Genomic DNA, 24013 nt, shown 5'->3' with positions numbered 1-24013 from the left:
CCGCCCAGGTAGTTCAGGACGCCGCCGTGCTCGGCGGCCACCGCCTTGGGCGTGCCGGTGGACCCCGACGTGAAGATCACGTGGTGCAGGTGCTCCGGCAGCACCTCGACCCGGGGCCGGGTGTCCGGCAGGGACGGCGGCCGGTCCAGCGTCAGCACCTGCCTGCCGTCCCCGATCAGGGGCGCGAACTCGCTCACCGTCACCACGGCGCGCACCCCGGCGGCCTCCAGCATCGCGGCGATCCGCGCCGCCGGGTACGCCGGGTCCATCGGCAGGTAGCCGCCGCCCGACTTCTGGATGCCGAACAACGCGCACGCCAGGTCCGCGCCCGGCTCCAGCAGCACGCCGACCGGCTCGTCGGCGCTCACCCCGGCGTCCAGCAGCCAGTGGGCGATCCGGTTGGCGGCCGCCTCCAGCTCCGCGTAGGTCAGGGCGCGGTCGGCGCCCACCACGGCCGGCGCGCCGGGGGTCTCGTCCACCCAGCGTTCGATCAGGTGGTGCACCGCCCCGGCGGGCGGCTCCGGCGGCGGCCCGCCGGCCAGCGCCGGGCCGGTCACCGGCTCCAGCGGCACCGCGCCCACCGGCGTGTCCAGGTCGGCGAGCAGCCCGTCGAGCAGGGCGGCGTACCAGCGGGTCAGCTTGGCCGCGGTGCCCGGTTCGAACAGGTCGGTCCGGTAGGCGAGCCCGCCGCGCAGCGGCGCGCCCGGCCCGTCGTCCACGACGTGCCAGCTCAGGTCGAACTTGGTGGTCAGCTCCGGCAGGTGGATCTCGGACGCCTCCAGGCCGGGCAGCTCCGCCCCGGCCACGCCGGGGACGTAGTTGAGCATCACCTGGAACAGCGGCGTGGCCGCCAGGTTCCGCTCCGGCCGCAGCCGGTCCACCACCCGGTCGAACGGCGTGCCCGCGTGCGCGAGCGCGCCCAGCGCGGACTCCCGCGCGCGGGCCAGCAGGTCGCGCCCGGTCGGGTCGCCGCCCACGTCGGTCCGCACGACCACGGTGTTGAGGAAGCAGCCCACCACGCCTTCGGTGTCCGGGTGGTCGCGGCCGGAGACCGGCACGCCGACCGCGATGTCCGCGCTCGCCGACAGCCGGGCCAGCAGCGCCTGCAACCCGGCCAGCAGCACGATGAACGGCGTGGACCGGTAGGCGGCGGCCACCGTCCTGATCCGCTCGCTCAGCTCCGCCGGGAGCTCCAGGTCCAGCGCGGCTCCGCCCGGGTCGGGCACCGCGGGGCGCGGCCGGTCCGTGGGCAGGTCGAGCACCGGCGGCAGGCCGTCCAGGTGCCCGGCCCACCAGTCCAGGTCGGCCGGGTCGGGGACGGGCGACACCTCGGCGTACTGCGCCGGGGGCGGGTCGAGCGGCGGGCGCAGGCCGAGGCGGGCGGCGTACAGGCCGGACAGCTCCGACAGCAGCAGCCCGCGCGTCCACGCGTCGGTGGCGATGTGGTGGAAGGTGAGGGAGAGCACGTGCTCGTCGTCGTCCCCAGGATCGCCGACGGCGAGCAGCACCGCCCGCATCGGCGGCTCCCGGTCCAGCGCGAACGGCGTCGCCAGGTGCCCGGCCAGCACGTCCTCGACCTCGGACCGGTCCACGCGCGCGGTGGAGACGGGCACCTCGGCGGCGTCCCGCACCACCATCACCGGCTCGGGGCCGGAGTCGTCGACCACGCCGCGCAGCACGTGGTGCCGCTCGGCCAGGTCACGCACCGCGTCCAGCAGCGCCTCCGCGCGCAGCGGGCCGCGCAGCCGCAGCGCCACCGGCACGTTGTAGGCGCTGCTGTCCGGTTCGAGCTGCGCCAGGAACCACAGCCTGGCCTGCACCCCGGACAGCGGCACCGGCCCGTCGGCCGGCGCGCGCCGCACACGCGCCGCAGTGGCCGGACGGGGCAGCGCGGCGGCCAGGTCGGCCAGCACCGGGTGCTCGAACAGCAGCCGCACCGGCACCGCCGCGCCCAGCCGCTCCCGCAGCCGCCCGGCCACCCGGGTCGCCGCGAACGAGTGCCCGCCGAGGGCGAAGAAGTCGTCGTCCGCCCACACCTCGGCGAGTTCGAGCACGTCGGCCCAGACCTCGCCGACCAGGCGCTCGGCGGGCGTGCCCAGCGGCACCCGCACCGCGGGCCCCGCCTCGGGCACGGGCAGCGCCGCCCGGTCCACCTTGCCGTTCGGGGTGAGCGGCAACGCCTCCAGCACGCCGATCGCGGCCGGCACCATGTAGTCGGGCAGCCGCTCGCGCAGCGCCGAGCGTACCTGCGCCACGTCCACCGTCGCGGGCGTCACCCAGGCGGCCAGACGGCGCTCCAGGCCGTCGCCGACCGGCTGCACGTACGCCTCCGCGACCTGCGGCAGGGCCCGCAACGCCGCGGCGACCTCGCCCAGCTCGACGCGGAAGCCGCGCACCTTCACCTGGTCGTCGATCCGCCCCAGGAACTCGATCAGCCCGTCCCCGGTCACCCGGACCCGGTCGCCGGTGCGGTACCAGCCGCCGGTGAAACGCTCCGCGGTGAGGTCGGGGCGGCCCAGGTAGCCGCGGGCCACGCTCGGACCGCCGATCCACAGCTCGCCGGGCACGCCGGGCGGCAACGCCCGTCCGGACGGGTCGGCCACCCGGCACACCACGTCGGCCAGCGGCCGGCCCAGCGGCGCCCGGCCCGGCCCCAGCTCGGCCAGGGCCTGGCCGGCGTCGCAGGCCAGCACCGACACCGTGGTCTCGGTGGGGCCGTAGTGGATCTGCACCTCCAGGTCCGGTCGCGCCGCCCGGACCCGCGCGACCAGGTCCGCCGGCACCGCCTCGCCGGCCAGGATCAGCAGCTTGCGGGGCAGGGCGGCCGTGCCGAGGAGTTCGAGCTGGCTGGGCACCATCTTGATCGCGTCCACCGGGTGCGCCGCCAGGCGGGCGGCGAACGCGGCCGGGTCGGTGGCCGTCTCGTGGTCGATCAGGTGGAGCGTGGCGCCCGTGGTCAGCGCGCACCACAGGTTCGTCATGCCGAGGTCGGCGGCGGCGGTGGAGACCAGCGCGAACGACGTCATCCCCGCGGGGACGACCTCGGCCACCGCGCCGAGGTAGTGCGTGATGTGCCGGTGCTCGACCGCGACGCCCTTCGGCCGTCCGGTCGAGCCCGAGGTGTAGATCACGTACGCCAGGTGCTCCGGCCGCACCGCCACGCCGGGACGCTCGCCCGACGCCTCCGCCGCGGCGGCGAGCTCGGCGCCGGTGAGCACGATCCGCGCTCCGGCGTCGGCCACCACCGCCTGGTTGCGCCGCTCCGGGTAGACCGGGTCGAGCGGCAGGTAGGCGGCGCCCGCCTTGAGCACGCCGAGCACGGCGACCACCAGCTCGGGCCGCCGCTCCAGCAGCACGCCGACCGGCTCCTGCGGCCGTACCCCGCTCTCCAGCAGCCAGTGGGCCACCTGGTTGGCGCGGCGGTCCAGCTCGGCGTAGCTGAGCGAGCCGACCGCGACCGCGTCGGGGCGGGCGTCGGCCATCCGCTCGACCAGCGTGTGCAGCGGCACGTCCACGGGCAGGCCGGCGTCCCGGCCGCGCAGGTCGTCGCCGGCCGGCAGCCGCACCGGCGCGTCCGGGTCGGTGAGCATGCCGTCCAGCAGCTCCAGGTACCAGCCGGCCAGCCGGCGCACGGTGGCCTCGTCGAACAGGTCGGTGCGGAAGCGTAACTCGCCCGAGAAACGGGTGCCGTCGTCGCCGAGCTCCAGGTTCAGGTCGAACTTGGCGGTCGGCGCGGGCGGCGTCCCGGCCTCGACCGTCAGCCCCGGCAGCGACAGCGGCGCGCCGGTGTCGTAGACGTTGAGCATCACCTGGAACAGCGGCGTGACCGCGAGGTTCCGCTCCGGCTGCAACCGCTCCACGACCCGCTCGAACGGCGTGCCGGCGTGCGCGAACGCGTCCAGCGCCGCCGTGCGCGCCCGTGCCAGCAGCTCGGCGCCGGTCGGGTCGCCCGCGGTGTCGCCGCGCACCACCAGCGTGTTGATGAAACAGCCGACGACCCGCTCGGCGTCGGGGTGGTGGCGGCCCGCGTGCGGCACGCCGACGGCGATGTCGTCCACGCCGGACAGGCGGCTCAGCAACGCCTGCAACCCGGCCAGGAACACCATGAACGGCGACGTCCCGGCCACCGCGCGCACCTTCGCCGACAACGCCTCGGGCACCTCCACCGCGACCGCCGCCCCCTCCCACGTGGGGACGGCCGGGCGCGGGCGGGCGAGCGGCAGGTCGAGCACCGGCGGCAGGCCCGCCAGGTGAGCGGCCCACCAGTCGAGGTCGGCGTCGGGCCGCCCGGCCTCCCACGCGGCCACGTCCGCGTACTGCAGGGCCGGGGGAGCGGGGGGCGGCTCCAGGCCGAGGCGGGCGGCGTACAGGTGGGCGAGATCGTCCAGCAGCACGCGCTCCGACCAGGCGTCGGTGGCGATGTGGTGCAGGGTGAGCGCGAGCACGCACTCCTCGTCGCCGAGCCGGTAGAGCGTGGCCCGCAGGGGCGGCTCGGCGTCCAGCCGGAACGGCCGCCAGGCGTGGTCGGCCAGCTCCCGCTCCAGCTCCGCCGGGGCGGCGTTCACCATGTCGACCACGGGCACCGGCACGGCGGCGACGGGCCGCACGCGTCCGTCCTCGATGACGCCGCGCAGGATCCAGTGCCGCTCGGCCAGGTCGGCCACCGCGCCGGTGAGGGCGGCGACGTCCACCGGGCCGCGCAGCCGCAGCGTCAGCGGCACGTTGTAGGCGGGCGTGCCCGGTTCGAGCTGGGCCAGGAACCACAGCCGCTCCTGCGCCGGCGACAGCGGCATGTCCGCGGCCGACGTCGCCGGGATCCGGGGGACGGCGGCCTGCTCCTTCTGCTTCAGGGCGGCGGCGAGCCTGGACCGGACGAGTTCGGCGATCCGGTCCTCACGTACCTCGGTCATCCCTCGTTCCCCTCCATCAGGTCGGCGGCCAGCAGTTCCTCCAGCGCGGCGGCGAAGTCGGCCAGCACCGGCCGGTCGAACACCAACCGCACGGGCACGGTGACCTGCAACATCTCGCGCAGGCGGGCGGCCACCCTGGTCGCGGCGAACGAGGCTCCGCCGAGGGCGAAGAAGTCGTCGCCGGCCCAGACCTCGGGCCGTTCGAGCACCTCGGCCCAGACGGCGGCCACCAGGAGCTCGGCCTCGGTGGCCGGTTCGACCCGCGCCGGGGCCGGGCCGGCGTCCGGCTCGGGCAGCGCGTGGCGGTCCACCTTGCCGCTGGGCAGCGTGGGCAGGGCCGGCAGCGCGACCCAGCGGCGCGGCACCATGTGGCCGGGCAGCCGGGACCGGGCGTGCCGCTCGACCGCGGCCAGGTCCGCCGTCTCCGGCGCGACGTAGCCGACCAGGTGGGCCTGCGCGTCCGTGCCCGCCACGGTCACCGCGGCCTCGGCGACCTCGCGCAGCACGGCCTCGACCTCGCCCAGCTCGATCCGGTAACCGCGGACCTTCACCTGGTGGTCGCGGCGGCCGTGGAACTCCAGCGTCCCGTCCGGCCGCCGGCGCGCCAGGTCGCCGGTGCGGTAGCAGCGGCCGTCCGGCGTGAACGGGTCGGCCACGAAGGCGGCCGCGGTCAGGTCCGGACGGCCCCGGTATCCGCGGGCCACCCCGGCGCCGCCCAGCAGCAGCTCGCCGACCGCGCCCGGCGGCACCAGCCGCAGCCGCGCGTCGACCACGTACGCCCGCTCGCCCGGCATCGGCGAGCCGATCGGCACCCGGTCGCCCTCGTGCGCGCGCACCCGGTGCAGCATGGAGGTGACGGTGGTCTCGGTGGGCCCGTAGGCGTTCCACAACTCGCCGACGCGCAGCAGGATCTGCTCGGCCAGCGCCGGGTCCAGCGCCTCCCCGCCGGCGACGGCGCGCAGGGCGGGGTCACCCGCCCAGCCCGCCGCGATCAGCATCCGGTACGCGGTCGGCACCAGGTCGATCACCGTGGCCCCGCTGGTGGTGATCAGCTCCGCCAGCGCGTGCCCGTCGGTGGCCGTGGCCCTGTCCACCACCACCGACGTGCCGCCGGCGGCCAGGACGCTCCACAGCTCGGAGGCGGAGACGTCGAAGCTCAGCGGCGCGACCGCGGGCTGCACGTCGGCCGGGCCGAGGCGGAGCGTCGAGATCATCCCGGCCACGAGGGCGGCCAGGGCGCCGTGGGTGACCTCGACCCCCTTGGGGGCGCCGGTGGAGCCGGAGGTGTAGGTGACGTACGCCAGGTCCTCGGCGCGCACCTCGGGAAGGTCCGCGCGGGAGCCCGCCGCGAGCCGGTCCACGTCGAGCGTCACCGGCCCGTCCTCGCCGGGCGCCGTCTCCAGGGGCGTCCCGCCGCGGGTGAGGACCACGCGGGCGCCGGCGTCCGCGGCCAGCAGCCGCAGCCGCTCGGCCGGGTGTTCCGGGTCCAGCGGCAGGTACGCCGCCCCCGCCCGCCACACGCCCAGCAGCGCCGCGGGCAACATCTCGTCCCGCGGCACGTGCACGCCGACCACGTCGCCGCGCGACACCCCGTGCGCCAGCAGCCCGGCCGCGATCCGGTCGGCGCGGTCGTTCAGCTCGGCGTGGCTCAGGGCGACGCCGTCCGGGCCGACCACCGCCGTGCCCGCCGCGCCACCCGCGTTCGCCGCGAGCGACAGCGGCACCGGGGGCAGGTCGTCCGGCAGCCGGGGTCCGGCCGCGCGGGCCAGCAGCGCGGCGCGTTCGTCCGGGGTGACCGGCTCGAACGTGGCGATCGCCAGATCCGGCTCGGCCACCACGCGCCGCAGCAGCCACAGCAGCCGGTCCAGGTACGCCCCGGCCGCCTCCCGGCCGAGCAGCGCGACCGCGTACTCCAGATGCAGCTCGGCGCCGGCGGCCGTGCGGTTGACGAGCACGCTGAACTCGTGCACCGCCGCGCCCGGGCCGACCTCGGTCAGCAGTTCCAGGCAACCGGCGCGCACCGGCACCTCGGCGTGCTGCATGGCCAGCAGCACCGGGGCACGGGGCACGTCCGCGGGCGGGACCTCCTGGTGGACCAGCGCCCGCGTGGCGGCCTGCCCCGCCTGCCGGACCAGGTCGCGGAAGGTCGGCGCGGCGTCCGGCCGCAGCCGCACCGGCACCGTGTCGATCAGCGGCCCGACGACCCGGGCCAGCTCCGGCCGGGCGCGCCGCGCCGCGACCATGCCGACCAGCGTGTCGGGCTCCCCGGCGGCCAGGGCGAGCGCGGCCAGGTACACCGCGTACGGGGTCGCGCCGCACGCGCGGGCCAGCGCGGCCACGCCGTCCGTGAACTCCTCGGTGAGCGGCCTGATCACCCGGCATGTCGTCAGGTCGCCGGGCGGCGGCCCCGCCACCGGCGCCCCCGCCAGCTCGCCGCGCCAGAACTCCCGCAGCCGCGCGAGGTCGGGCCGGTCCTCCTGCTCGCGCACCGCCACGTCGCCGAGCTGCACCGCGGGCTCGGGGACGGGCTCGCCCGCCAGCTCGGCGGCCAGCTCGTCCATCAGCACCCCGGTCGAACCGCCGTCGAAGGCGATGTGGTCCGTCACGAGCACCAGCTCGGCCACGCCCTCTCCGGCGGGGCACAGGCTCGCGCGCAGCAACGGCACCTCGGTCGTCACGTCGAACACATGCTCCACCGCGGCCCGGGCCACCTTCACCGGGTCCGCGCCCGCCGGATGCTCGACCAGGGGAACGGCGACGGGCGGGTGCACGACCGCGTACGGGACGCCGTCCTCGCCGACGGAGATCGTGCTGCGCAGGGCCTCGTGCCGGCGCAGGACCGCGTCCAGCGCCCGGCGCAGCGGCGCGCTCCCGCTGAGGTCGCGCACGCGCAGCCGGATCGACACGGTGGTGACCGGGCTGTGCGGGTGGAGCTGGCGCAGCGTCCAGAACTCGCGTTGCGCGGCGGTGAGCGGGTGCCGGGTCCGGCCGGTCCGCCGCACCGGAGCCGATCCCGGCTCGCGCAGGCGCGCCGCCAGCCCGGCCGCTGTCGGTTCGGTCAGGAACGTCGCCAGCGGCACGGTGTGACCGAGCCGCCGGGACAGCTCGGTCACCACCCGGGCGGCGGCCAGCGAGTGCCCGCCCAGGTCGGCGAACCGGTCGTGCACGCCCACCTCCGGCAGGCCCAGCACGTCCGCGATCACCTCGGCCACCTGGCGCTCGTCGTCCGTCCGGGGCGCGACCGGCGCCGCGCTCCCCGTCCGGGCGGCGCCCAGCTTGGGCAGGGCCGCGCGGTCCACCTTGCCGGTGGGGGCGATCGGCAGGTCGCCGGTCACGCCGATCCTGGCCGGGACCAGGTGGTCGGGCAGCCGGTCACGCAGCCAGTCGCGCAGCTCGGGCTCGGTCACGCCGGAGGCGGCCACGTGCGCGACGAGGTAGGCGATGCCGTCGTCGTCGGTGTGCGCCAGGACGACGGCGCGGCGCACCGCGGGATGGCGGTCCAGCGCCGACTCGACCTCGCCCAGCTCCACCCGGTAGCCGCGGATCTTGACCTGGTCGTCGGCGCGGCCCACGTAGCGCAGCTCGCCGTCCACCCGCCGGACCAGGTCGCCGGTGCGGTAGACGCGGGTGCCGTCCGGGTCGGTGCCGAACGCCTGCGAGTCGTGGCCCAGGTAGCCGCGGGTCACGTTCGGGCCGCCGATCCACAACTCGCCGACCTCTCCCTCGGGGACCGGGTTGCCGGCGGCGTCGCGCACGCTGAGCAGCGCGTTCGCCATCGGCCCGCCCAGCGGCGGGTCGCCCTGGTGGTCGCGGCTCACCTCGAACAGGGTGGAGCCGGTGGTGCACTCGGTGGGGCCGTACATGTTGAGCACGCGGCGCACACCGGGGTTGGCGTACACGCGCGCGACCAGCGCGGCGGTCAGCCGCTCGCCGCCGGACAGCACCATGCGCACGCCGTCCGGCAGCGGCTCGCGCAGCAGCACCGACAGCGCGGACGGGACGCCGAAGACCGTGCGCACCTCGTCGCGGGCCGGCAGCGTCGGCAGCGCCAGCACGTTGTCCGCCATGATCACGGTCCCGCCGGCGAAGAGCGGCGTGAAGATCTGGGTGATCGAGGCGTCGAAGCAGATGGAGGAGCCGGCGAGCATGCCGCTCAGCTCCTCGGCGGTGTAGGCGGACGCCTCCCAGCGCACCAGGTTCAGGGTGTTGCGGTGCTCCACGACCACGCCCTTGGGACGGCCGGTGGAGCCGGAGGTGTAGATCACGTACGCGGCGTCGCCCGGCTCGCCGGGCACCTGCGGCCCGTGCGCGGCGGGCGTCACGTCGTCGACGAGCACGGTGTCCGCGCCGGTCGGCGCCGCGGTCTCGCGCCGCGCCGCCGAGGTGACCACCGCGGTCATGGCGGCGTCCTCGGCCATGAAACGTAAGCGCTCGGCCGGGTAGGCCGGGTCCAGCGGCACGTAGGCCGCGCCCGCCTTGAGCACCCCGATCAGCGCGGGCACCAGCCACTCGTCGCGGTCGAGGCAGATGCCCACCAGGTCGCCGCGTCCCACACCTCGCGCGGCCAGGGCGTTGGCGATCCCGTTGGCCCTGCGGTCGAGCTCGGCGTAGGTCATCCGGCTCGTGCCCGCGACGACGGCGAGGCGATCGGGTGTCCGCCGGCACTGCGCCTCCAGGGCCTCGTGGAGGCGTCCCGGCGAGTCGATGGGAGGGCGGTTCGCGCCCGTCACATCCGTAGTCATGTGTCCTCTTTCCAGCAAAGGTCAAACGTGCCCGGGTGGGCGGTATGGAACAGCCCGTTCCTCGGGACGGCACGCGGGCCCGGGCGAGGTCGTCGCTGGGCGCGTGGGGTCGTGCGGGGTCGTGCGGGCGGTTCAGTGTCGCGCGGTCGGCGGGTGCGGCGGGGGGCATTCGCGGCAAATGTCATGTTCTGCGGTTACGTGCTCCTTTCGCCCATGGTCGTCCGCGCAACAGCATCGGTGACCCGGCTTGCCGCTGACTTGGAACCTGCCATGATCTTGCTTGCAGGAGGGCGCGTCATCGGCCGGTGGGGCGGGACGGCTCGGCGGGCGGTCAGCGACGTCCCGGCGCCCGGCGTCGGCCGGAGCGCGCGAACCTCCTGGACCGGCGACAGGCAGACCCCGGGCTCCGGACGTGGGCGAGGAGTGCGGCCTTCTCGCCACTGCTCCGGAACGCCACACCGACATGATCCTCTTCGCCGGGGCGGTCCCGCAAACGGGGTCGAAAGCCAGGAAAGAGGGCGAAATGTAAGGGAGCCGTTGACATCCGGAGAAGGGTTCTCGTCAACCCCGCGCAACAGAAGGCGCGGACGGGCAAGCACATCCGTCGCGGGACCTCACGGGACGGTGAGGTCGGGGGCCGCGGCGGGAAAGGCCCTGGGGTGTTGGCGCAGAGGAGGGCTCGAAAAAAGAAGGCCCCCGCCGGGGTCGGGCCCCGGCGGGGGACGGGCGGCGTCACGGACGCCGTGGTGTGCGTGCTCAGGGGCGGCGTGGCCGCCCGCACGCGGCGCCGCGGCGTCCGGGCCCTGCTCCTGCCCGTGATGGCCAGGCCGCCGACGCGGCCGACGGGCAGGAGAGGACGGACGTCACGCGGCGGCGACGGGTCGTGATCAGCCGGTGTACCGCGGCTTGACGGCGACCGGCTCCCTCGGCCCCGCCGTCTGCTCCACCGTGGGCCGGCCTTCGGCGGGCACCGGGGAGGGCGCCGCGGAGGGGCCCGTGGCGGGCACTGCGGCGGGCTTCGCGGGCTCGGCCGAGGCCGTCCCCGAGAGCCCGGCGAGGCCCGCCGCGAGCGCCAGCGCCGCGACGCCGCCGACCAGCATGGTTCTGATCTTCATAGGGTTCCTCTCATCCTTCGAACAGGGCCTCAGCCCTTGACGACGACCGGTGTGCCGATCGCCAGGTTCTTCGCCATCCAGGTGATGTCGTCGTTGCTGACCCGGACGCAGCCGTGGCTGGCCCGCGTGCCGATGGCGGACGGCTTGTTCGTCCCGTGGATCGCCAGCTGGCCGGGGCCGCCGGCGAAGCTCTTCAGCACCGGCGAGAAACCGCTCAGCCCGAAGGCGTACGCGCCGTAGGCGCCGCCGTCGCCGGTGGGCCTCACCAGCTCGGTGAAGTAGTAGCGGCCCGGCGGCGTCGGCGTCCCGGCCTCGCCGGTCGCGACCTTGCCCGTCCTGACCGGCCGGTCGCCGTCGTAGACGGTGAAGCGGAACGCCCCGCGGTCGATCTCCACGCGGTGGGAGGTCTCCGCGAGCGTCACGTCGGCGGCCCTGATCCAGCCCATGCTGCCGTTGGGCCGGATCGGCAGCAGCACCTGGAGCCAGTCGCCCTCGTCGCGTTCCACCAGGAAGACGCGGGTCGCGCCGTAGTCGTTGGGGCTGGTGATCGTCCTCTGGGCCGCGCCCTGTCTGTCCCGGTAGATCGTGATCCGGGCCCCCTTGACGCTCGCGATCTTCGATCCGGCGCCGCCCGCCGGCTCGGTGCGCGCGATGGTGCCCGCCGTCGTGCCCGCCGTCGTGCCCGCCGTGGTGCTCGCGGGGTCGGGTCGTACGGCACTGCCTGCGCTGCCCGCGCAGCCCGCCGACAGGAGGGCGAGTGCCGTCGCCGCGGCCGTACGAAGCAGGTTGGTTCTCACCCGGCGCAGCCTGGCGGCAGAATGTGTGGAACCTGTTTGCCTGTCATGCGGATCCCGTATGCACTCGCGCAGTGCGCATAACCTCGGGCCATGTGCGCGTACGTGCTGGTCGCCGAGGACGACCCCAAGCAGGCCGAACTGCTCAGGCGCTACCTGGAGCGCGAGGGCCACGAGGTCCGCGTCGTGCACGACGGACGTTCGGCGATCGACGAGGCCCGGCAGGGGGACCCCGCCCTCGTGCTGCTCGACGTGATGATGCCGAAGGTCGACGGCCTGGACGTCTGCCGGGTGCTGCGCGCCGAGTCCGACCTGCCGATCCTGATGCTGACCGCCCGGTCCACCGAGGACGACCTGCTGCTCGGGCTCGACCTCGGCGCCGACGACTACATGACCAAGCCGTACAGCCCGCGCGAGCTGATGGCCCGCGTGCGCACGCTGCTGCGCCGCACCGGCCGGGCGCCGGAGACCGGCCGGCTGTTCCGGGCGGGCGACCTGGTCGTCGACCCGGTCAGGCACACCGTCACCGTGGCGGGCACGCCGGTCGACTGCACGCTCGCGGAGTTCCGGATCGTCGAGACGCTGGCCGCCGAGCCGGAACGGGTGTTCACCAGGAAGCAGCTGCTGGAGCGCGTCCACGGCTTCGACCGGTTCATCACCGAACGCACGGTCGACGTGCACGTGATGAACCTGCGCAAGAAGATCGAGCCTGACCCGCGCCGCCCGTCCCGGCTGCTGACCGTGTACGGCGTTGGCTACAAGCTGACCCAGGCATGAGGTCGCTGTTCGTCAGGCTGCTCACCAGCTCGGCCGTCGTGGCGGTCTGCTCGATCACGGCGACGGCGTGGCTGGCCGCCAACAGCACCTCCGGCGCGATCCAGCGCGAGCAGGGCCAGACGCTGGCCAGCGACGCCCAGATCAACAACAGCCTGCTCGGTTACGCCTCCCGCCATCCCGACTGGTCCGGCGTCGCCGCCACCGTACGCGACCTCGCCGCCGCCAACAGCCGCCGCGTCGCGCTGACCACGGAGAAGGGCGCCCTCATCGCGGACTCGGCGGCCGCCGGGACCCCGCTGCCCGCCCGGGTGTCGGCCGTCGTCGATCCGCTGGCCGTGGACGTGACCCTGGTGCCGGGGGCGGCCGAGGACCGCATCGATCCGCGCGCGGTGGGCCCCTTCCTGCTGCCCGACCGTGACCGGGCCCGGCTGGGGAAGGCCGCCGACGCCTACGCCGCCTGCATGAGACGCACCGGGCAGCCCGTCCGGACGACCGTCTCCCACACCGGCCGGCCCTCCGTGACGACGACCGGCGAGGGCGTCCCGCAGGAGCCGAGCCCGGCCCCGGCGGTGACGGCTCCCTGCGACGCGGTCACCTTCAACACGCCGACGCGCACCGAGAGGGCCGCGTTGAAGCAGCTCAACCTGCTGGTCGGCAGATGCCTGAAGGGCAAGGGCGCGGAACGCGGCTCGGTCGGCCTCGACCTCACCTGGGTTCCCAAGGAGAAGCGGCCGGCGTCCTCGGAGGCCGAGCCCGGCCAGACGATCTCGTCCTGCATCGTCGCCGCCCGCAAGGAACAGCTCGACCCCTACGTCGCCCCCGCCGCCTACCTGTACATCGGATCCCCGGCCGAGGCCGCCGGCCCGCGCATCCCGCTGCCCTCGATCGCCGGCGCCGCCCTCCTCGTGCTCGTGCTGACCGTCGGCGTCAGCGTCATGGCGGCCAGGCGCCTGGTCGGCCCGGTCAACGCGCTCACCCACGCCGCCCGGCGGATGCGCGACGGGGACAGCTCCGCCCGCGTCCAGGTCAGGACGACCGGCGAGATCAGCGAGCTGGCCACGGCGTTCAACGAGATGTCCGAGCACCTCCAGCGCATGGAGGAGCAGCGCAAGGCCATGGTCAGCGACGTCTCCCACGAGCTGCGCACCCCGCTGAGCAACCTCAGGGGCTGGCTGGAGGCGGCACAGGACGGCGTCGCCGAGCTGGACCCCGCGCTGATCGCCTCCCTGGTCGAGGAGCTCCTGCTGCTGCAGCACATCGTGGACGACCTCCAGGACCTCGCCCTCGCCGACGCGGGCAAGCTGCGCCTGCACCTCGACCCCGTGCACCTCGGCGACCTCCTCGACCAGGTGGCCACCGCCCACCGAGGCCGCGCCGAGGCCGCCGGGCTCACCCTGACCACCGGCATCGTCGGCGCCCCCACCCTGACCGCCGACCCCGTACGACTGCGCCAGGCCATAGGGAACCTCGTCACCAACTCCCTGCGCTACACGCCGGCCGGCGGGCACATCACGCTGGCCGCCCGCCAGGACGGCGACCACGTGGCCATCGAGGTGACCGACACGGGGATCGGCATCCGCGCCGAGCACCTGCCGCACGTCTTCGACCGGTTCTGGCGGGCGGAGAAGTCCCGCAACCGCCGCACCGGCGGCAGCGGCCTCGGCCTCGCGATCGTCCGCGACCTGGCCGAGGCGCACGGCGGCACCGCCACGGCCGCCAGCACCCCGGGCGTCCGCACCACCTTCTCCTTGCGCCTTCCGGCACGACCGTGATCCTGTGAGGACACGTCCTAGGGTGACGGGGATGACGGGATCGGCGGTGGGCGTGCGCACGCAGGAGCAGATGCGGCAGCGGAACCTGAGCGAGGTGCTGCGGCGCGTCCACAACGAGGGGGCGGTGTCACGCGCCGCGCTCGGCCGCCGGATGGGCCTCAACCGCAGCACCATCATGGACCTGACCGCCGAACTCGCCGCGGCCGGGCTCGTCCGCGAGGGCGTGCCGGCCGGGCGGGGGCGGGCGGGGCGGCCGTCCATCGTCGTCATGCCCGAGCAGGGCACGGTGTACGGGCTGGCGTTCGACGTCGCCGTGGACCGGCTGGTCGCGGCCCGCGTCGGGCTGGGCGGCCGGGTCCTCGACCGCAGGGAGGCCGTCCGCGCCCGCGCCGGGGTCGACCTGGAGGACGTCGTCGGGGTCCTGGCCGCCTTCGGCCGCGAGCTGGTCGCCGGGGCCGGGCCGGGCTCGTTGTGCGTGGGGGTGGGCGCCTCGTACTGCGGGCTGATCAGGCGGACCGACGGCACCGTGCGGTACGGGCCGCACCTCGGCTGGGTGGACCAGGCGTTCGGCACGGAACTCGGCGCCGGGCTCGGCCTCGGGCTGCCCGTCGAGGTGGGCAACGAGGCGCACATGGGGGCGATCGCCGAGCACGTGCGCGGCGCGGGACGAGACGCCGACAACCTCGTCTACCTGCACGGGGACGTCGGCGTCGGCGGCGGGATCATCGTCGGCGGCGAACTCCTGGACGGCGACACGGGCTACGGCTGCGAACTCGGGCACATGCTGGTCAACCCGTTCGACGGCCGGCCCTGCCTGTGCGGGTCGCGCGGCTGCCTGGAGGCCGAGGTGGGGGAGGAGGCGCTGCTCGACTACGCGGGACGGTCCGGCGACCTCGTCGGCCGCGACGGCATCCGGTCCGTCGTCGCCCTCGCCCGCGCCGGTGACGCCAGGGCGCGGGACGCCCTCGACCGCGTCGGCGACTGGCTCGGCGTCGGCGTCGTCAACCTCATCAACCTGTTCAACCCGGCGCTCGTGGTCTTCGGCGGGATGCTGCGCGACGTCTATCCGGGCGCCGAGTCGCGCGTCCGTGCCCGGATCGACGCGCACGTGCTGCCGGTGTCGCGGGAACGGGTCCGCCTGGCCGTGACGGCCCTGGGCGACGACACCACGCTCGCCGGAGCCGCCGAACTCGCCTTCGCCGGCCTTCTGGACAACCCCCTCACCACCTTGGCCGCCCTTCGCTGAGACGGTCGTCCGGCGTCCGTCGATCGCGGCGGGCGCACGCGCCCCCGGTTCGATCCGCGGGCCCGGGGGGCGTGCGTCTCACGGGGTCAGGCGTAGAGGAAGTAGTAGCTGTACTTGCTCTCCCACTGGCATGAATAGTCGTCCCACCAGTTCTGGTCGATGCCCTTGGTGCCGATCCGCTCGCACTCCGCGTGCTCCCTGAAGACGCCCGCCAGTTTCTCGGCGTTCGCCGGGGCGGCGCCGATCGTCAGCGACACTCCAAGGACCATGACGGCCGAGACGAGAACAGCGCGTGCCTTTCGCATTCGTCCTCCTGCGACTGGGGAGATCATGTCGGTGGACATTATCACTCACGGCTCCGGTGGGATTGTCGCGGCGGAATCACCGGCTGACAGGTCATGAAAATTTCATCGGCGTGAAAGACGCCGTGGGGGTGTATCCGACCGGCTGTGCATGCCATGGATGATCTGGGGCCGTCTCCGCGCCTTACAGCCCCAAAGTACGATTTATGCCGCTTTCCCGTTCTAAGAGAAACGAAACTTCGGAAACTTTGACCATCGTCGCGTAGGTGTCATATCGTCTCCCCGCCCATATCGATGTGAGCCGCGACACTCGAACAGGACGTTGTTCTCACAGGCGCTACAGGTCGGCGTGCTCATCACGGCCGCCCTGCCATCGGACGAGACACGGACGGCCACCCGGGGAAGCGGCGACCATCCGACCAACCGGAGTCGCACCATGCAAGCTCGAATCCGCACGGCCGCCGTCGGCTTGGCGATGACCGTGCTGGCCGCCGTCGGTGTGCCGGCGGCCTTCGCGCCGCCGGCACACGCGACGCAGACGATCACCGACATCGCCTACGCGCCCGCGCAACCGGCCGGCAGCAGAGGGCATCTGCTGGATCTCTACCTGCCCGCCACCGGCATCACGCCCCGGCCCCTGATCATCTGGCACACCGGCTCGGCGTGGAGCAGCGACGACGGCAAAGCCGGCGCGGACGCCATCGCCGCGATCTTCAACCCGCTGGGCTTCGCGGTGGCCGGCGTCAGCGTCCGCTCCAGCGCCCAGGCGATCTTCCCGGCCCAGGTGCACGACATCAAGGCGGCGATCCGCTGGCTGCGCGCGAACGCCGCCACGTACCAGCTCGATCCCAACCGATTCGCGATCATGGGCGACTCCTCGGGCGGCTGGCTGACGGAGATGGCCACCCTGTCCGGCGGCGTGTCGGCGATGGAGGGCGCCATCGGCACGACCGGCGTCTCCAGCGCCGTCCAGACGGGGCTCGCCTTCTACAGCCCGACCGACTTCCTGCAGATGAACGCGCAGAACCTGCCGACCGGCGGGCTGGACCACAACTCTCCCGCCTCGCCGGAGTCCCTGCTGGTCGGCTGTCCCATCCAGACCTGCCCGGCCACGGTGGCCCAGGCCAACCCGATGACGTACGTCGACGCCAACGACCCGCCGCTGATGTTCCTGCACGGCCAGGCCGACTTCCTGGTGCCGCACGGCCAGAGCGTGCTGCTCTACAACAAGATCAAGGCTCAGTGCGGGTCGGCCACCTTCGTCTCGGTGCCCGGCGCCGACCACATGATGCCGCAGGTCATGGACCCCGCCCATTACGGCACGCAGACCGTCCGCACCACCAAGAACTGCGGCGAGACCGTCGGCACCGGCACCCTCGACCCCACCTGGCCCAACTTCACGACCTTCCTGCGCGGCGGGCTCAAGATGGGCACCTCCTGCGAGGTCACCTACGCCACCGAGGTCTGGAACGGCGCCTTCAACGGCAGCCTGACCATCAGGAACACCGGCACCACCCCCATCTACGGCTGGACCGCCACGTGGGTTTGGTCGGGCAACCAGCTGATCACCAACGCCTGGAACGCCACGGTGACCCAGACCGGCACGCAGGTGACCGCCCGCGACGCCGGCACCAACACCTATATCGGCCCCGGCTCCAGCCAGAGCCTCGGCTTCTCGGCGTCCGTCACCGGGACGAACGACATTCCCGCCCAGTTCAAGCTCAACAACCTGGTCTGCACGAGAGTGCCCGCCTGAGACGACCCGGGTTCCGCCGCCGTGGATTCCCGAATTTCATTCGGCGAATCCGCGACGGGGAGCTGAATAGCGGCTTTCCCTTATTGCAGCACGTTCCGTCGAACCTCGGTCACGGAAGGTCGCGGATCACCTTATTGCGTTATTCGACGGGCCGCCCCTATCCTTACCCGGGACGGCCCGCCGGCTCATTTACCGTCGTATTCACCGACCGGCCGGGGGCCATGTGACTCCTGGCCGGAAATAAATCGGATAAGCGCTTTTCCCTGTCGCGGGCCGTTGTCCGGGATTCGTCGATGAGTTAGGGGGCGTGTGCGTACACCCAACATGTTCGTCAGGAGCCTGGGCGTTTACGTGCCTGACAGCGTGAGCGTCGAGCAGGCCGTCCGCGAAGGCTGGTACCCGGCCGCGGACGCCGAGAGGTACCGGCAGCTCGGGGCGGCGGTGGCCGGCGACATGCCGGCGCCGGAGATGGCGCGGCTCGCGGTCCTGGACGCGTACGAGCGGTGGGGCGAGTCCTCCCCGCGCGATCTGGACCTGCTGCTCTACCCGTCGGTCTGGCACCAGGGCCCCAACGGCTGGCAGCCCCAGCACTACCTGCAGATGCACCTCCTCGGCGGCGGCGTGCCGGCGCACGAGATCCGCAGCGGCTGCGTCGGGATGATCAGCTCGCTGGAGCTGGCGGCGAGCTACCTCCAGGCCGCCGCGGACCGGGAGACGGCCATGGTGGTCTCCGCCGACAACCACGGCACTCCGCTGGTGGACCGCTGGCGGATGACCCCCGGGGCGCTGATCGGCGACGCGGCGGCCGCGCTCGTCCTCGGCAAGGACTACGGCATGGCCGAGCTGCTGTCGGTGAACATGACGGTGATCCCCGAGGCCGACGCGGTCAACGACGGCGCCTACCCGCTCTTCCCCCCGGACGCCACCGTCGGCAGGGGGCTGAGCTTCGGGGACCGGCACGAGGAGTTCCGGCAGCGGCTGCTCAAGGCGCAGGGCACCGGCATCCACCTGACGATCCAGAAGACGATGATGCAGCAGGTCGAGCAGACCCTGGACGAGGCCGGCATCGACTTCGCCGACATCACGCGGGTGGCCTTCCCGCACGGCCGCCGCGAGGACCTGGACGGGCAGATGTCCTGGCTGGGCATCGACGAGGACCAGACGACCTGGGACTACGGCCGGCGCGTCGGCCACTGCGGCGCGGTCGACCAGTTCATCGCCTTCGAGCACCTGATCGCGACCGGCGGGCTCGTGCCCGGCGACCACCTGCTCATGGTCGGCTTCGGCTCCGGCACGTCGGTCGCCGCGGCGGCGTTCCGAATCCTGTCCACCGCTCCCGTCACGAGAGGAGCACGCGCGTGAGCGACGACCTCACCCGGCGGCTGGTCGAGTTCGTCCAGGACAACCTCGTCCTGGACGGCGACGACGTCAAGGTCGACGAGACGACCCCGCTCCTCGTGTCGGGCCTCCTGGACTCCCTGCGCACGGCGCGGCTGCTGAACTTCCTCAGGAAGGACGTCGGCGTCCGGGTCACCGCCGCCATGCTCGACCCCGAGAACTTCAGGGACGTCGCGACCATCGTGACGATGGTCAGAGAACTCCGATCCGCTTAGCCGGGACGAGGACGGAAGTCATGCGGTACGCGGACACCTACATCGGCGGCGTGGGAACCTACCTGCCCCGGACCGTCGTCAGCGTCGAGAAGGCCGTCGCCAAGGGCTGGTACCCGGCGGAGGACGCCGAGCTGCACAACCTGGCGGGGACGGTGGTCGCCGGCGACGTGCCGGCACCGGAGATGGCCCTGCACGCCGCGCGCAGCGCGATCAAGCGCAGCGGCCGGGCGCCGGGCGACCTCGATCTCCTCCTGTACGCCTCGACCTGGCACCAGGGCCCGGACGGCTGGCCCCCGCACGCCTACCTGCAACGTCATCTCGTCGGCGGGGACGTGCTGGCCACCGAGATCCGGCAGGGCTGCAACGGCATGTTCATCGCCCTGGAACTGGCGGCCGGTCACCTGGCCGCCGCGCCCGGCAGGCAGGCCGCCCTGCTGGTCGCCGCCGACAACTACGGCACCCCGCTGATGGACCGGTGGCGGATGGGCCCCGGCTACATCGGCGGGGACGCCGCCGCCGCGCTCGTCCTCACCAAGGACCGCGGGTTCGCCCGCCTGGCGTCGGTCTGCACGACGACGGTGGCCGAGGCCGAGGAGCTGCACCGGGGCAGCGAACCGCTGTTCCCGCCGGGCGTCACGGTCGGGCGCCGGATGAGCTTCGCGGCCCGCAACGAGCAGTTCCGGCAGCAGGTCATGCCCAAGGGCGAGGCCGGCGCGGCGTTGTTCACCATCCAGCGGGCGCTGATGGAGATCGTCGAGCGCGTGCTGGACGAGAGCGGGATCGAGGCCCGCGACCTGACCCGCGTGGCGTTCATGAACTACTCCGAGGAGATCGTCGAACAGCGGTGCATGGCCGTGCTCGATCTGCCCATGTCCCGCTCCACCTGGGACTACGGCCGCACCATCGGCCACTGCGGGGCCGGCGACCAGGTGCTCTCCCTCGACCACCTGCTCACGACCGGGCAGCTGGGCCCCGGCGACCACCTGCTCATGCTCGGCACCGGGCCCGGGGTGACCGTCTCCGGGGCCGTGCTCGAAATCCTCGAAACTCCTCATTGGGCCTGACATCGAAGGGAAACGAACGCAGATGGTCGACACTCCGCGCGGAGCCCGGGTGGAACCAGTCGCGGTGGTCGGGATCGGATGCCGTCTCCCCGGCGACGTCCACTCACCGGACGAGTTCTGGGACCTGCTGTGCGCCGGCCGCAACACGACCGGGCCGCTGCCCGCCGAACGCTGGCGCAGCTACGAGACCCGGAGCCCTGAGCACGCCGCCGCGCTGCGCGACGCCGTACGGCACGGCAGCTTCCTGAGCGACATCGAGGGCTTCGACGCGGAGTTCTTCGGCCTGTCGCCCCGCGAGGCCGAGCTGATGGACCCGCAGCAGCGCATCCTCATGGAGACCGCGTGGGAGGCCCTGGAGCACGCCGGCCTGCCGCCGCACGAGCTGGCCGGGACCGACGGCGGGGTGTTCGTCGGCGTCTGCACGGCCGACTACGGCGGGCGGCTGCTGGAGGACCTGCCCCAGATCGAGGCATGGACCGGGATCGGCGCCGCGACCTGCGCCGTGGCCAACCGCATCTCCTACTCCCTCGACCTGCGCGGCCCCAGCATGGCGATCGACACCGCCTGCTCGGCGTCGCTGGTCGCGCTGCACCTGGCCGCGCAGAGCCTGCGGCTCGGCGAGAGCGACGTCGCCCTCGCCGGCGGCGTCAACCTGCTGGTCACCCCCGGCCAGACGCTCACGCTCGGCACCGCCGGCGCCCTGGCGCCCGACGGGCGGTCGAAGTCGTTCGACGCGGCGGCCGACGGCTACGGCCGCGGCGAGGGCTGCGGCGTGGTCGTGCTCAAGCGCCTGTCCGACGCGCAACGCGACGGTGACCGCGTGCTCGCGCTGGTCATCGGCAGCGCCGTGAACCAGGACGGGCACACCAACGGCATCATGGCGCCGTGCGGCGAGGCCCAGGAGCACGTGATGGCCCGGGCCTGCAGGCAGGCGGGCGTCGCGCCGTCCACCGTCGACTACGTCGAGGCGCACGGCACCGGCACCCGGCTCGGCGACCCGCTGGAGGCGGGCGCGCTGTCCTCGGTGTACGGCGCGGGGCGGCCCGCCGGCGACCCGTGCCTGATCGGCTCGGTCAAGTCCAACATCGGCCACCTCGAAGGCGCCGCCGGCATCGCCGGCGTCATCAAGGCGGTGCTCGCCCTCGACCGCGGGGAGATCCCGCCGAGCGTGCTGTCCGCCCTCAACCCGGCCGTCCCGTGGGAGTCCTCGGGCCTGCGCGTGGTGACGCGGCGATCGTCCTGGCCGGAGCGCGACCACCCGCGCCGGGCGGGCGTCTCCAGCTTCGGGTACGGGGGCACGGTCGCGCACATCGTGCTCGAACAGGCCCCGCCGGCCCGGCACGCGCCCGCGCAGGAGGAGACGCCTCCCCGCGCGGAGCGGCTGTTCCCGCTGTCGGCCGCGTCGGAGCAGGCACTGCGGCAGTACGCGGGCCGGCTCGCCGATCACCTCGGGACGGGCGTCGAGCCGGCGTCGGCGGGGCACACGCTGGCGCTGCGGCGCACCCATCTGGCCCGCCGCGCCGTCGTCATCGGGACGGACGCCGACGAGCTCGCGGCCCACCTGCGCAGGCTCGCCGACGACGTGCCGGCCGAGGCGGTCCTCACCGGGGACGTGCTGCCCGACCTCGGCCCCGGGCCGGTCTGGGTGTTCTCCGGGCAGGGCTGCCAGTGGCGCGGGATGGGGCGGGAGCTGCTCGCCGTGCCGGACTTCGCGTCCCTGGTCGACGAGGTGGAGCCGATCTTCGCCGAGGAGATCGGCTTCTCGCCGCGGCAGGTCCTGGCCGACGGCGACCTCGACACGATCGACCGCGTGCAGACCATGATCTTCGTGATGCAGCTGGGCCTCGCCCGGCTCTGGAACGCGTACGGGGTCGCGCCGCGGGCCGTCATCGGCCACTCCGTCGGGGAGATCGCGGCGGCGGTGACGGCCGGCGCGATGTCCGTCGCCGACGGCGCCCGCCTGATCTGCCGCCGCTCGCGGCTGCTGCGGCAGGCCGAGGGCAAGGGGGCCATGGTGATGGTCGGCCTGTCCTTCGAGGAGGCGGCCGAGCGGCTGGCCGGGCGTACCGACCTGGTGGCCGCGATCTCGTCGTCGCCGGGCTCCACCGTGCTGTCCGGCGACGTCGCCGCGGTCGAGGCGGTGGTGGAGGACTGGCCGGCCGAGGGCATCGTGGTGCGGCGGGTGGCCTCGGACGTCGCCTTCCACAGCCCGCACATGGAACCGCTGGCCGTCGAGCTGGCCGCCGCCGTCGCCGATCTGTCGTTCGGCGCGCCCCGCATCCCCATGTACACGACCGCGCTGGCCGACCCCCGCGCGACGCCCGTGCCGGACGGCGCGTACTGGGCCGCGAACCTCCGTGACCCCGTGCGGCTGACCGCGGCGACGACGGCCGCGGCGCAGGACGGCCACCGCGTGTTCCTGGAGATCTCCCCCCACCCGGTGGTCGCGCACTCCGTCACCGAGACGCTGTCGGAGAACGGGTTCGAGGACGTGTTCGTCGGCACCTCGCTGCGCCGGAACCAGCCGGAGTTGCCCGGCTTCCTGGCCGCGGTGGGCACGGCGCACTGTCACGGCGTCGAGGTGGACTGGAACCGGCTCCAGCCGTACGGCGGCCTCACCGACCTGCCGCCGTACGCCTGGCAGCACCGCCGCCACTGGCGCGAGGGCTCCGGCGACGACGGCAACCGCGGGCACGACGTGCGCTCCCACACCCTGCTCGGCGCCGGGACCGGCCTCGCCGGCAGCCGGACCCGCGTGTGGCGGACCGGCCTGGAGGACGCCAACCGGCCCTACCCGGGCAGCCACACCCTCAACGGGATCGAGATCGTGCCCGCCGCCGTGCTGGTCAACACGTTCCTGCACGCCGCCGAGGACGAGGACGTCACGCTCACCGGCGTGGAGATGACGCATCCGCTGATGACCGCGGAACGCCGGCAGGTCCAGGTCGTGCACGAACCTCCGGCGATACGGCTCGCGGCCCGTACGCCGGCCGGCCCCGGCGAGCCCGAACCGGCCTGGCTGGTGCACGTCACCGCCGACGTGGCCGCTCCTGGCCAGGTCAAGCCCGACGTGCTGCCCGACGCCGGCGCTCTGACCCCGATCGACCCCACGTTCGTGCACCGGCGGCTGGCCGCCGTCGGCGTGCCCTCGACGGGCTTCGACTGGACGATCGAGACGCTGCTGGGCGGCGACGGCGCGCTGCGCGCCACCGTCCGCACCGGGGACGCCGAGAGCTGGGCCCCCGCGCTGGACGCGGCGATGTCCGTCGCGCCCTGCGTGTTCCCCGGCGATCCGGTGCTGCGCATGGTCGTGCGCATCGACGAGGTCGTGCTGACCGGCGCCCCGCCCGCGACGGTGGTCATCGACGCGGCCGTGGACCGGGCCGCCGACGACACCGTGCGGGCGCTCCTGGCCGACCCGGACGGCCGGGTGGTGGGACACCTCACGGGGCTGCGCTACCCGGTGATCGACGCGCCCGTCCCGGCCGAGGAGGAGCTCGGCGGGCCCGCGGAGTCGTTCGCCGGGCTGACGGCGGAGGGTCTGCGCGACCGCGTCCTGCCCGAGGTGCGCGCGGAGATCGCGGCCGTGATGCGGCTGGCCCCCGAGGACCTGGCGGTCCGTCGTCCCCTGGTCGAGCAGGGGCTGGACTCGGTGATGACGGTCATGGTCCGGCGGCGGCTGGACAAGCGCTTCGGCTGCCGTCTTCCCGCGACCCTGCTGTGGCAGCAGCCCACCATCGCCGCGATCGCGGACCGGCTGGTGGAGCTGCTCGCGGCGGCCAGGCCGGAGGCGGCGGCGGAGGCCGTACCGGAGGGCATGCCCGCGATCGGCGGGTGAGAGCGGCGCGGGCGGCCCGGCGGAGGATCTTCCCGGGCCGCCCGCGGCGTCCGGTCAGGAGCCCGCCCGCCCGCGGCGTCCCGT

Annotated in this window: 13 protein-coding genes; 8 read left to right on the top strand and 5 right to left on the bottom strand. The window is 74.2% G+C overall.

Going from position 1 to position 24013, the window contains the following annotated elements; translation table 11 throughout:
• The 4 genes from AB0C33_RS47690 to AB0C33_RS47675 all read right to left on the bottom strand — a co-directional run.
• Positions 1 to 4910, bottom strand: a 4910-nt coding sequence (locus tag AB0C33_RS47690; RefSeq protein WP_358301334.1) for an amino acid adenylation domain-containing protein, incomplete at its 3' end; no start/stop codon positions are given.
• Entirely contained in the window at positions 4907 to 9652 is a 4746-nt protein-coding gene (locus AB0C33_RS47685; protein ID WP_358301331.1) for an amino acid adenylation domain-containing protein, read from the bottom strand. The genes AB0C33_RS47690 and AB0C33_RS47685, both read right to left, overlap by 4 nt.
• Before the next feature lie 887 nt (positions 9653 to 10539).
• Positions 10540 to 10767 carry a hypothetical protein gene (locus AB0C33_RS47680; protein ID WP_358301328.1) on the bottom strand — a complete coding sequence of 76 codons (228 nt, stop codon included), beginning with the start codon at positions 10765 to 10767 and terminating at the stop codon, positions 10540 to 10542.
• Positions 10768 to 10796: 29 nt separating this feature from the next.
• On the bottom strand, positions 10797 to 11564 hold the full coding sequence (locus tag AB0C33_RS47675; RefSeq protein ID WP_358301325.1) for a L,D-transpeptidase: 768 nt from the start codon (positions 11562 to 11564) through the stop codon (positions 10797 to 10799).
• Between the two features lie 90 nt (positions 11565 to 11654).
• On the opposite strand from AB0C33_RS47675, the gene AB0C33_RS47670 reads away from it, so the two are divergent.
• From AB0C33_RS47670 to AB0C33_RS47660, 3 genes are read left to right on the top strand one after another with little or no spacing between them, the layout of a single operon-like run.
• Positions 11655 to 12338, top strand: coding sequence for a response regulator transcription factor (locus tag AB0C33_RS47670; protein ID WP_358301322.1), 684 nt, complete (start codon positions 11655 to 11657; stop codon positions 12336 to 12338).
• Positions 12335 to 14110, top strand: a complete 1776-nt coding sequence (locus AB0C33_RS47665; protein ID WP_358301319.1) for an ATP-binding protein — start codon at positions 12335 to 12337, stop codon at positions 14108 to 14110. Before AB0C33_RS47670 ends, AB0C33_RS47665 begins: the two co-directional genes overlap by 4 nt.
• A gap of 31 nt (positions 14111 to 14141) precedes the next feature.
• Complete coding sequence (locus AB0C33_RS47660; RefSeq protein ID WP_358301316.1) at positions 14142 to 15356, top strand: ROK family transcriptional regulator; 1215 nt, start codon at positions 14142 to 14144, stop codon at positions 15354 to 15356.
• Positions 15357 to 15442: 86 nt separating this feature from the next.
• Here the strand turns inward: AB0C33_RS47660 and AB0C33_RS47655 are convergent, their stop codons facing one another.
• Positions 15443 to 15661 carry a hypothetical protein gene (locus AB0C33_RS47655; protein ID WP_358301313.1) on the bottom strand — a complete coding sequence of 73 codons (219 nt, stop codon included), beginning with the start codon at positions 15659 to 15661 and terminating at the stop codon, positions 15443 to 15445.
• Between the two features lie 433 nt (positions 15662 to 16094).
• On the opposite strand from AB0C33_RS47655, the gene AB0C33_RS47650 reads away from it, so the two are divergent.
• The 5 genes from AB0C33_RS47650 (at position 16095) to AB0C33_RS47630 (ending at position 23929) form a co-directional block, all read left to right on the top strand.
• Positions 16095 to 17414, top strand: coding sequence for a cellulose binding domain-containing protein (locus AB0C33_RS47650; protein ID WP_358301311.1), 1320 nt, complete (start codon positions 16095 to 16097; stop codon positions 17412 to 17414).
• A 351-nt stretch (positions 17415 to 17765) separates the two neighbouring features.
• Positions 17766 to 18776, top strand: coding sequence for a ketoacyl-ACP synthase III family protein (locus AB0C33_RS47645; protein ID WP_358301308.1), 1011 nt, complete (start codon positions 17766 to 17768; stop codon positions 18774 to 18776).
• A complete protein-coding gene (locus tag AB0C33_RS47640) occupies positions 18773 to 19027 on the top strand; it encodes a phosphopantetheine-binding protein (protein ID WP_358301306.1) in 255 nt (84 codons plus the stop codon). The genes AB0C33_RS47645 and AB0C33_RS47640 overlap by 4 nt, the downstream gene beginning before the upstream one ends.
• 20 nt (positions 19028 to 19047) lie before the next feature.
• Positions 19048 to 20091: a ketoacyl-ACP synthase III family protein gene (locus AB0C33_RS47635; protein ID WP_358301303.1), complete on the top strand. Its 1044-nt coding sequence runs from the start codon at positions 19048 to 19050 to the stop codon at positions 20089 to 20091.
• A gap of 49 nt (positions 20092 to 20140) precedes the next feature.
• Entirely contained in the window at positions 20141 to 23929 is a 3789-nt protein-coding gene (locus AB0C33_RS47630; RefSeq protein WP_358301300.1) for a beta-ketoacyl synthase N-terminal-like domain-containing protein, read from the top strand.
• The last annotated feature ends 84 nt before the right edge of the window (positions 23930 to 24013 follow it).

Source organism: Nonomuraea sp. NPDC048881 (assembly GCF_040649795.1).
Classification (GTDB): Bacteria; Actinomycetota; Actinomycetes; order Streptosporangiales; family Streptosporangiaceae; genus Nonomuraea.
The sequence above is the reverse complement of the archived record's forward strand: the minus strand, read 5'-3'. Positions and strand labels throughout refer to the sequence as shown.

Excerpts from the sequence above, each read along its gene's own strand:
- AB0C33_RS47665 (WP_358301319.1), top strand. The coding sequence starts at position 12,335 with ATGAGGTCGCTGTTCGTCAGGCTGCTCACCAGCTCGGCCGTCGTGGCG.
- AB0C33_RS47635 (WP_358301303.1), top strand. The coding sequence starts at position 19,048 with ATGCGGTACGCGGACACCTACATCGGCGGCGTGGGAACCTACCTGCCC.
- AB0C33_RS47685 (WP_358301331.1), bottom strand. The coding sequence starts at position 9,652 with ATGACTACGGATGTGACGGGCGCGAACCGCCCTCCCATCGACTCGCCG.
- AB0C33_RS47655 (WP_358301313.1), bottom strand. The coding sequence starts at position 15,661 with ATGCGAAAGGCACGCGCTGTTCTCGTCTCGGCCGTCATGGTCCTTGGA.
- AB0C33_RS47670 (WP_358301322.1), top strand. The coding sequence starts at position 11,655 with ATGTGCGCGTACGTGCTGGTCGCCGAGGACGACCCCAAGCAGGCCGAA.
- AB0C33_RS47650 (WP_358301311.1), top strand. The coding sequence starts at position 16,095 with ATGCAAGCTCGAATCCGCACGGCCGCCGTCGGCTTGGCGATGACCGTG.
- AB0C33_RS47660 (WP_358301316.1), top strand. The coding sequence starts at position 14,142 with ATGACGGGATCGGCGGTGGGCGTGCGCACGCAGGAGCAGATGCGGCAG.
- AB0C33_RS47680 (WP_358301328.1), bottom strand. The coding sequence starts at position 10,767 with ATGAAGATCAGAACCATGCTGGTCGGCGGCGTCGCGGCGCTGGCGCTC.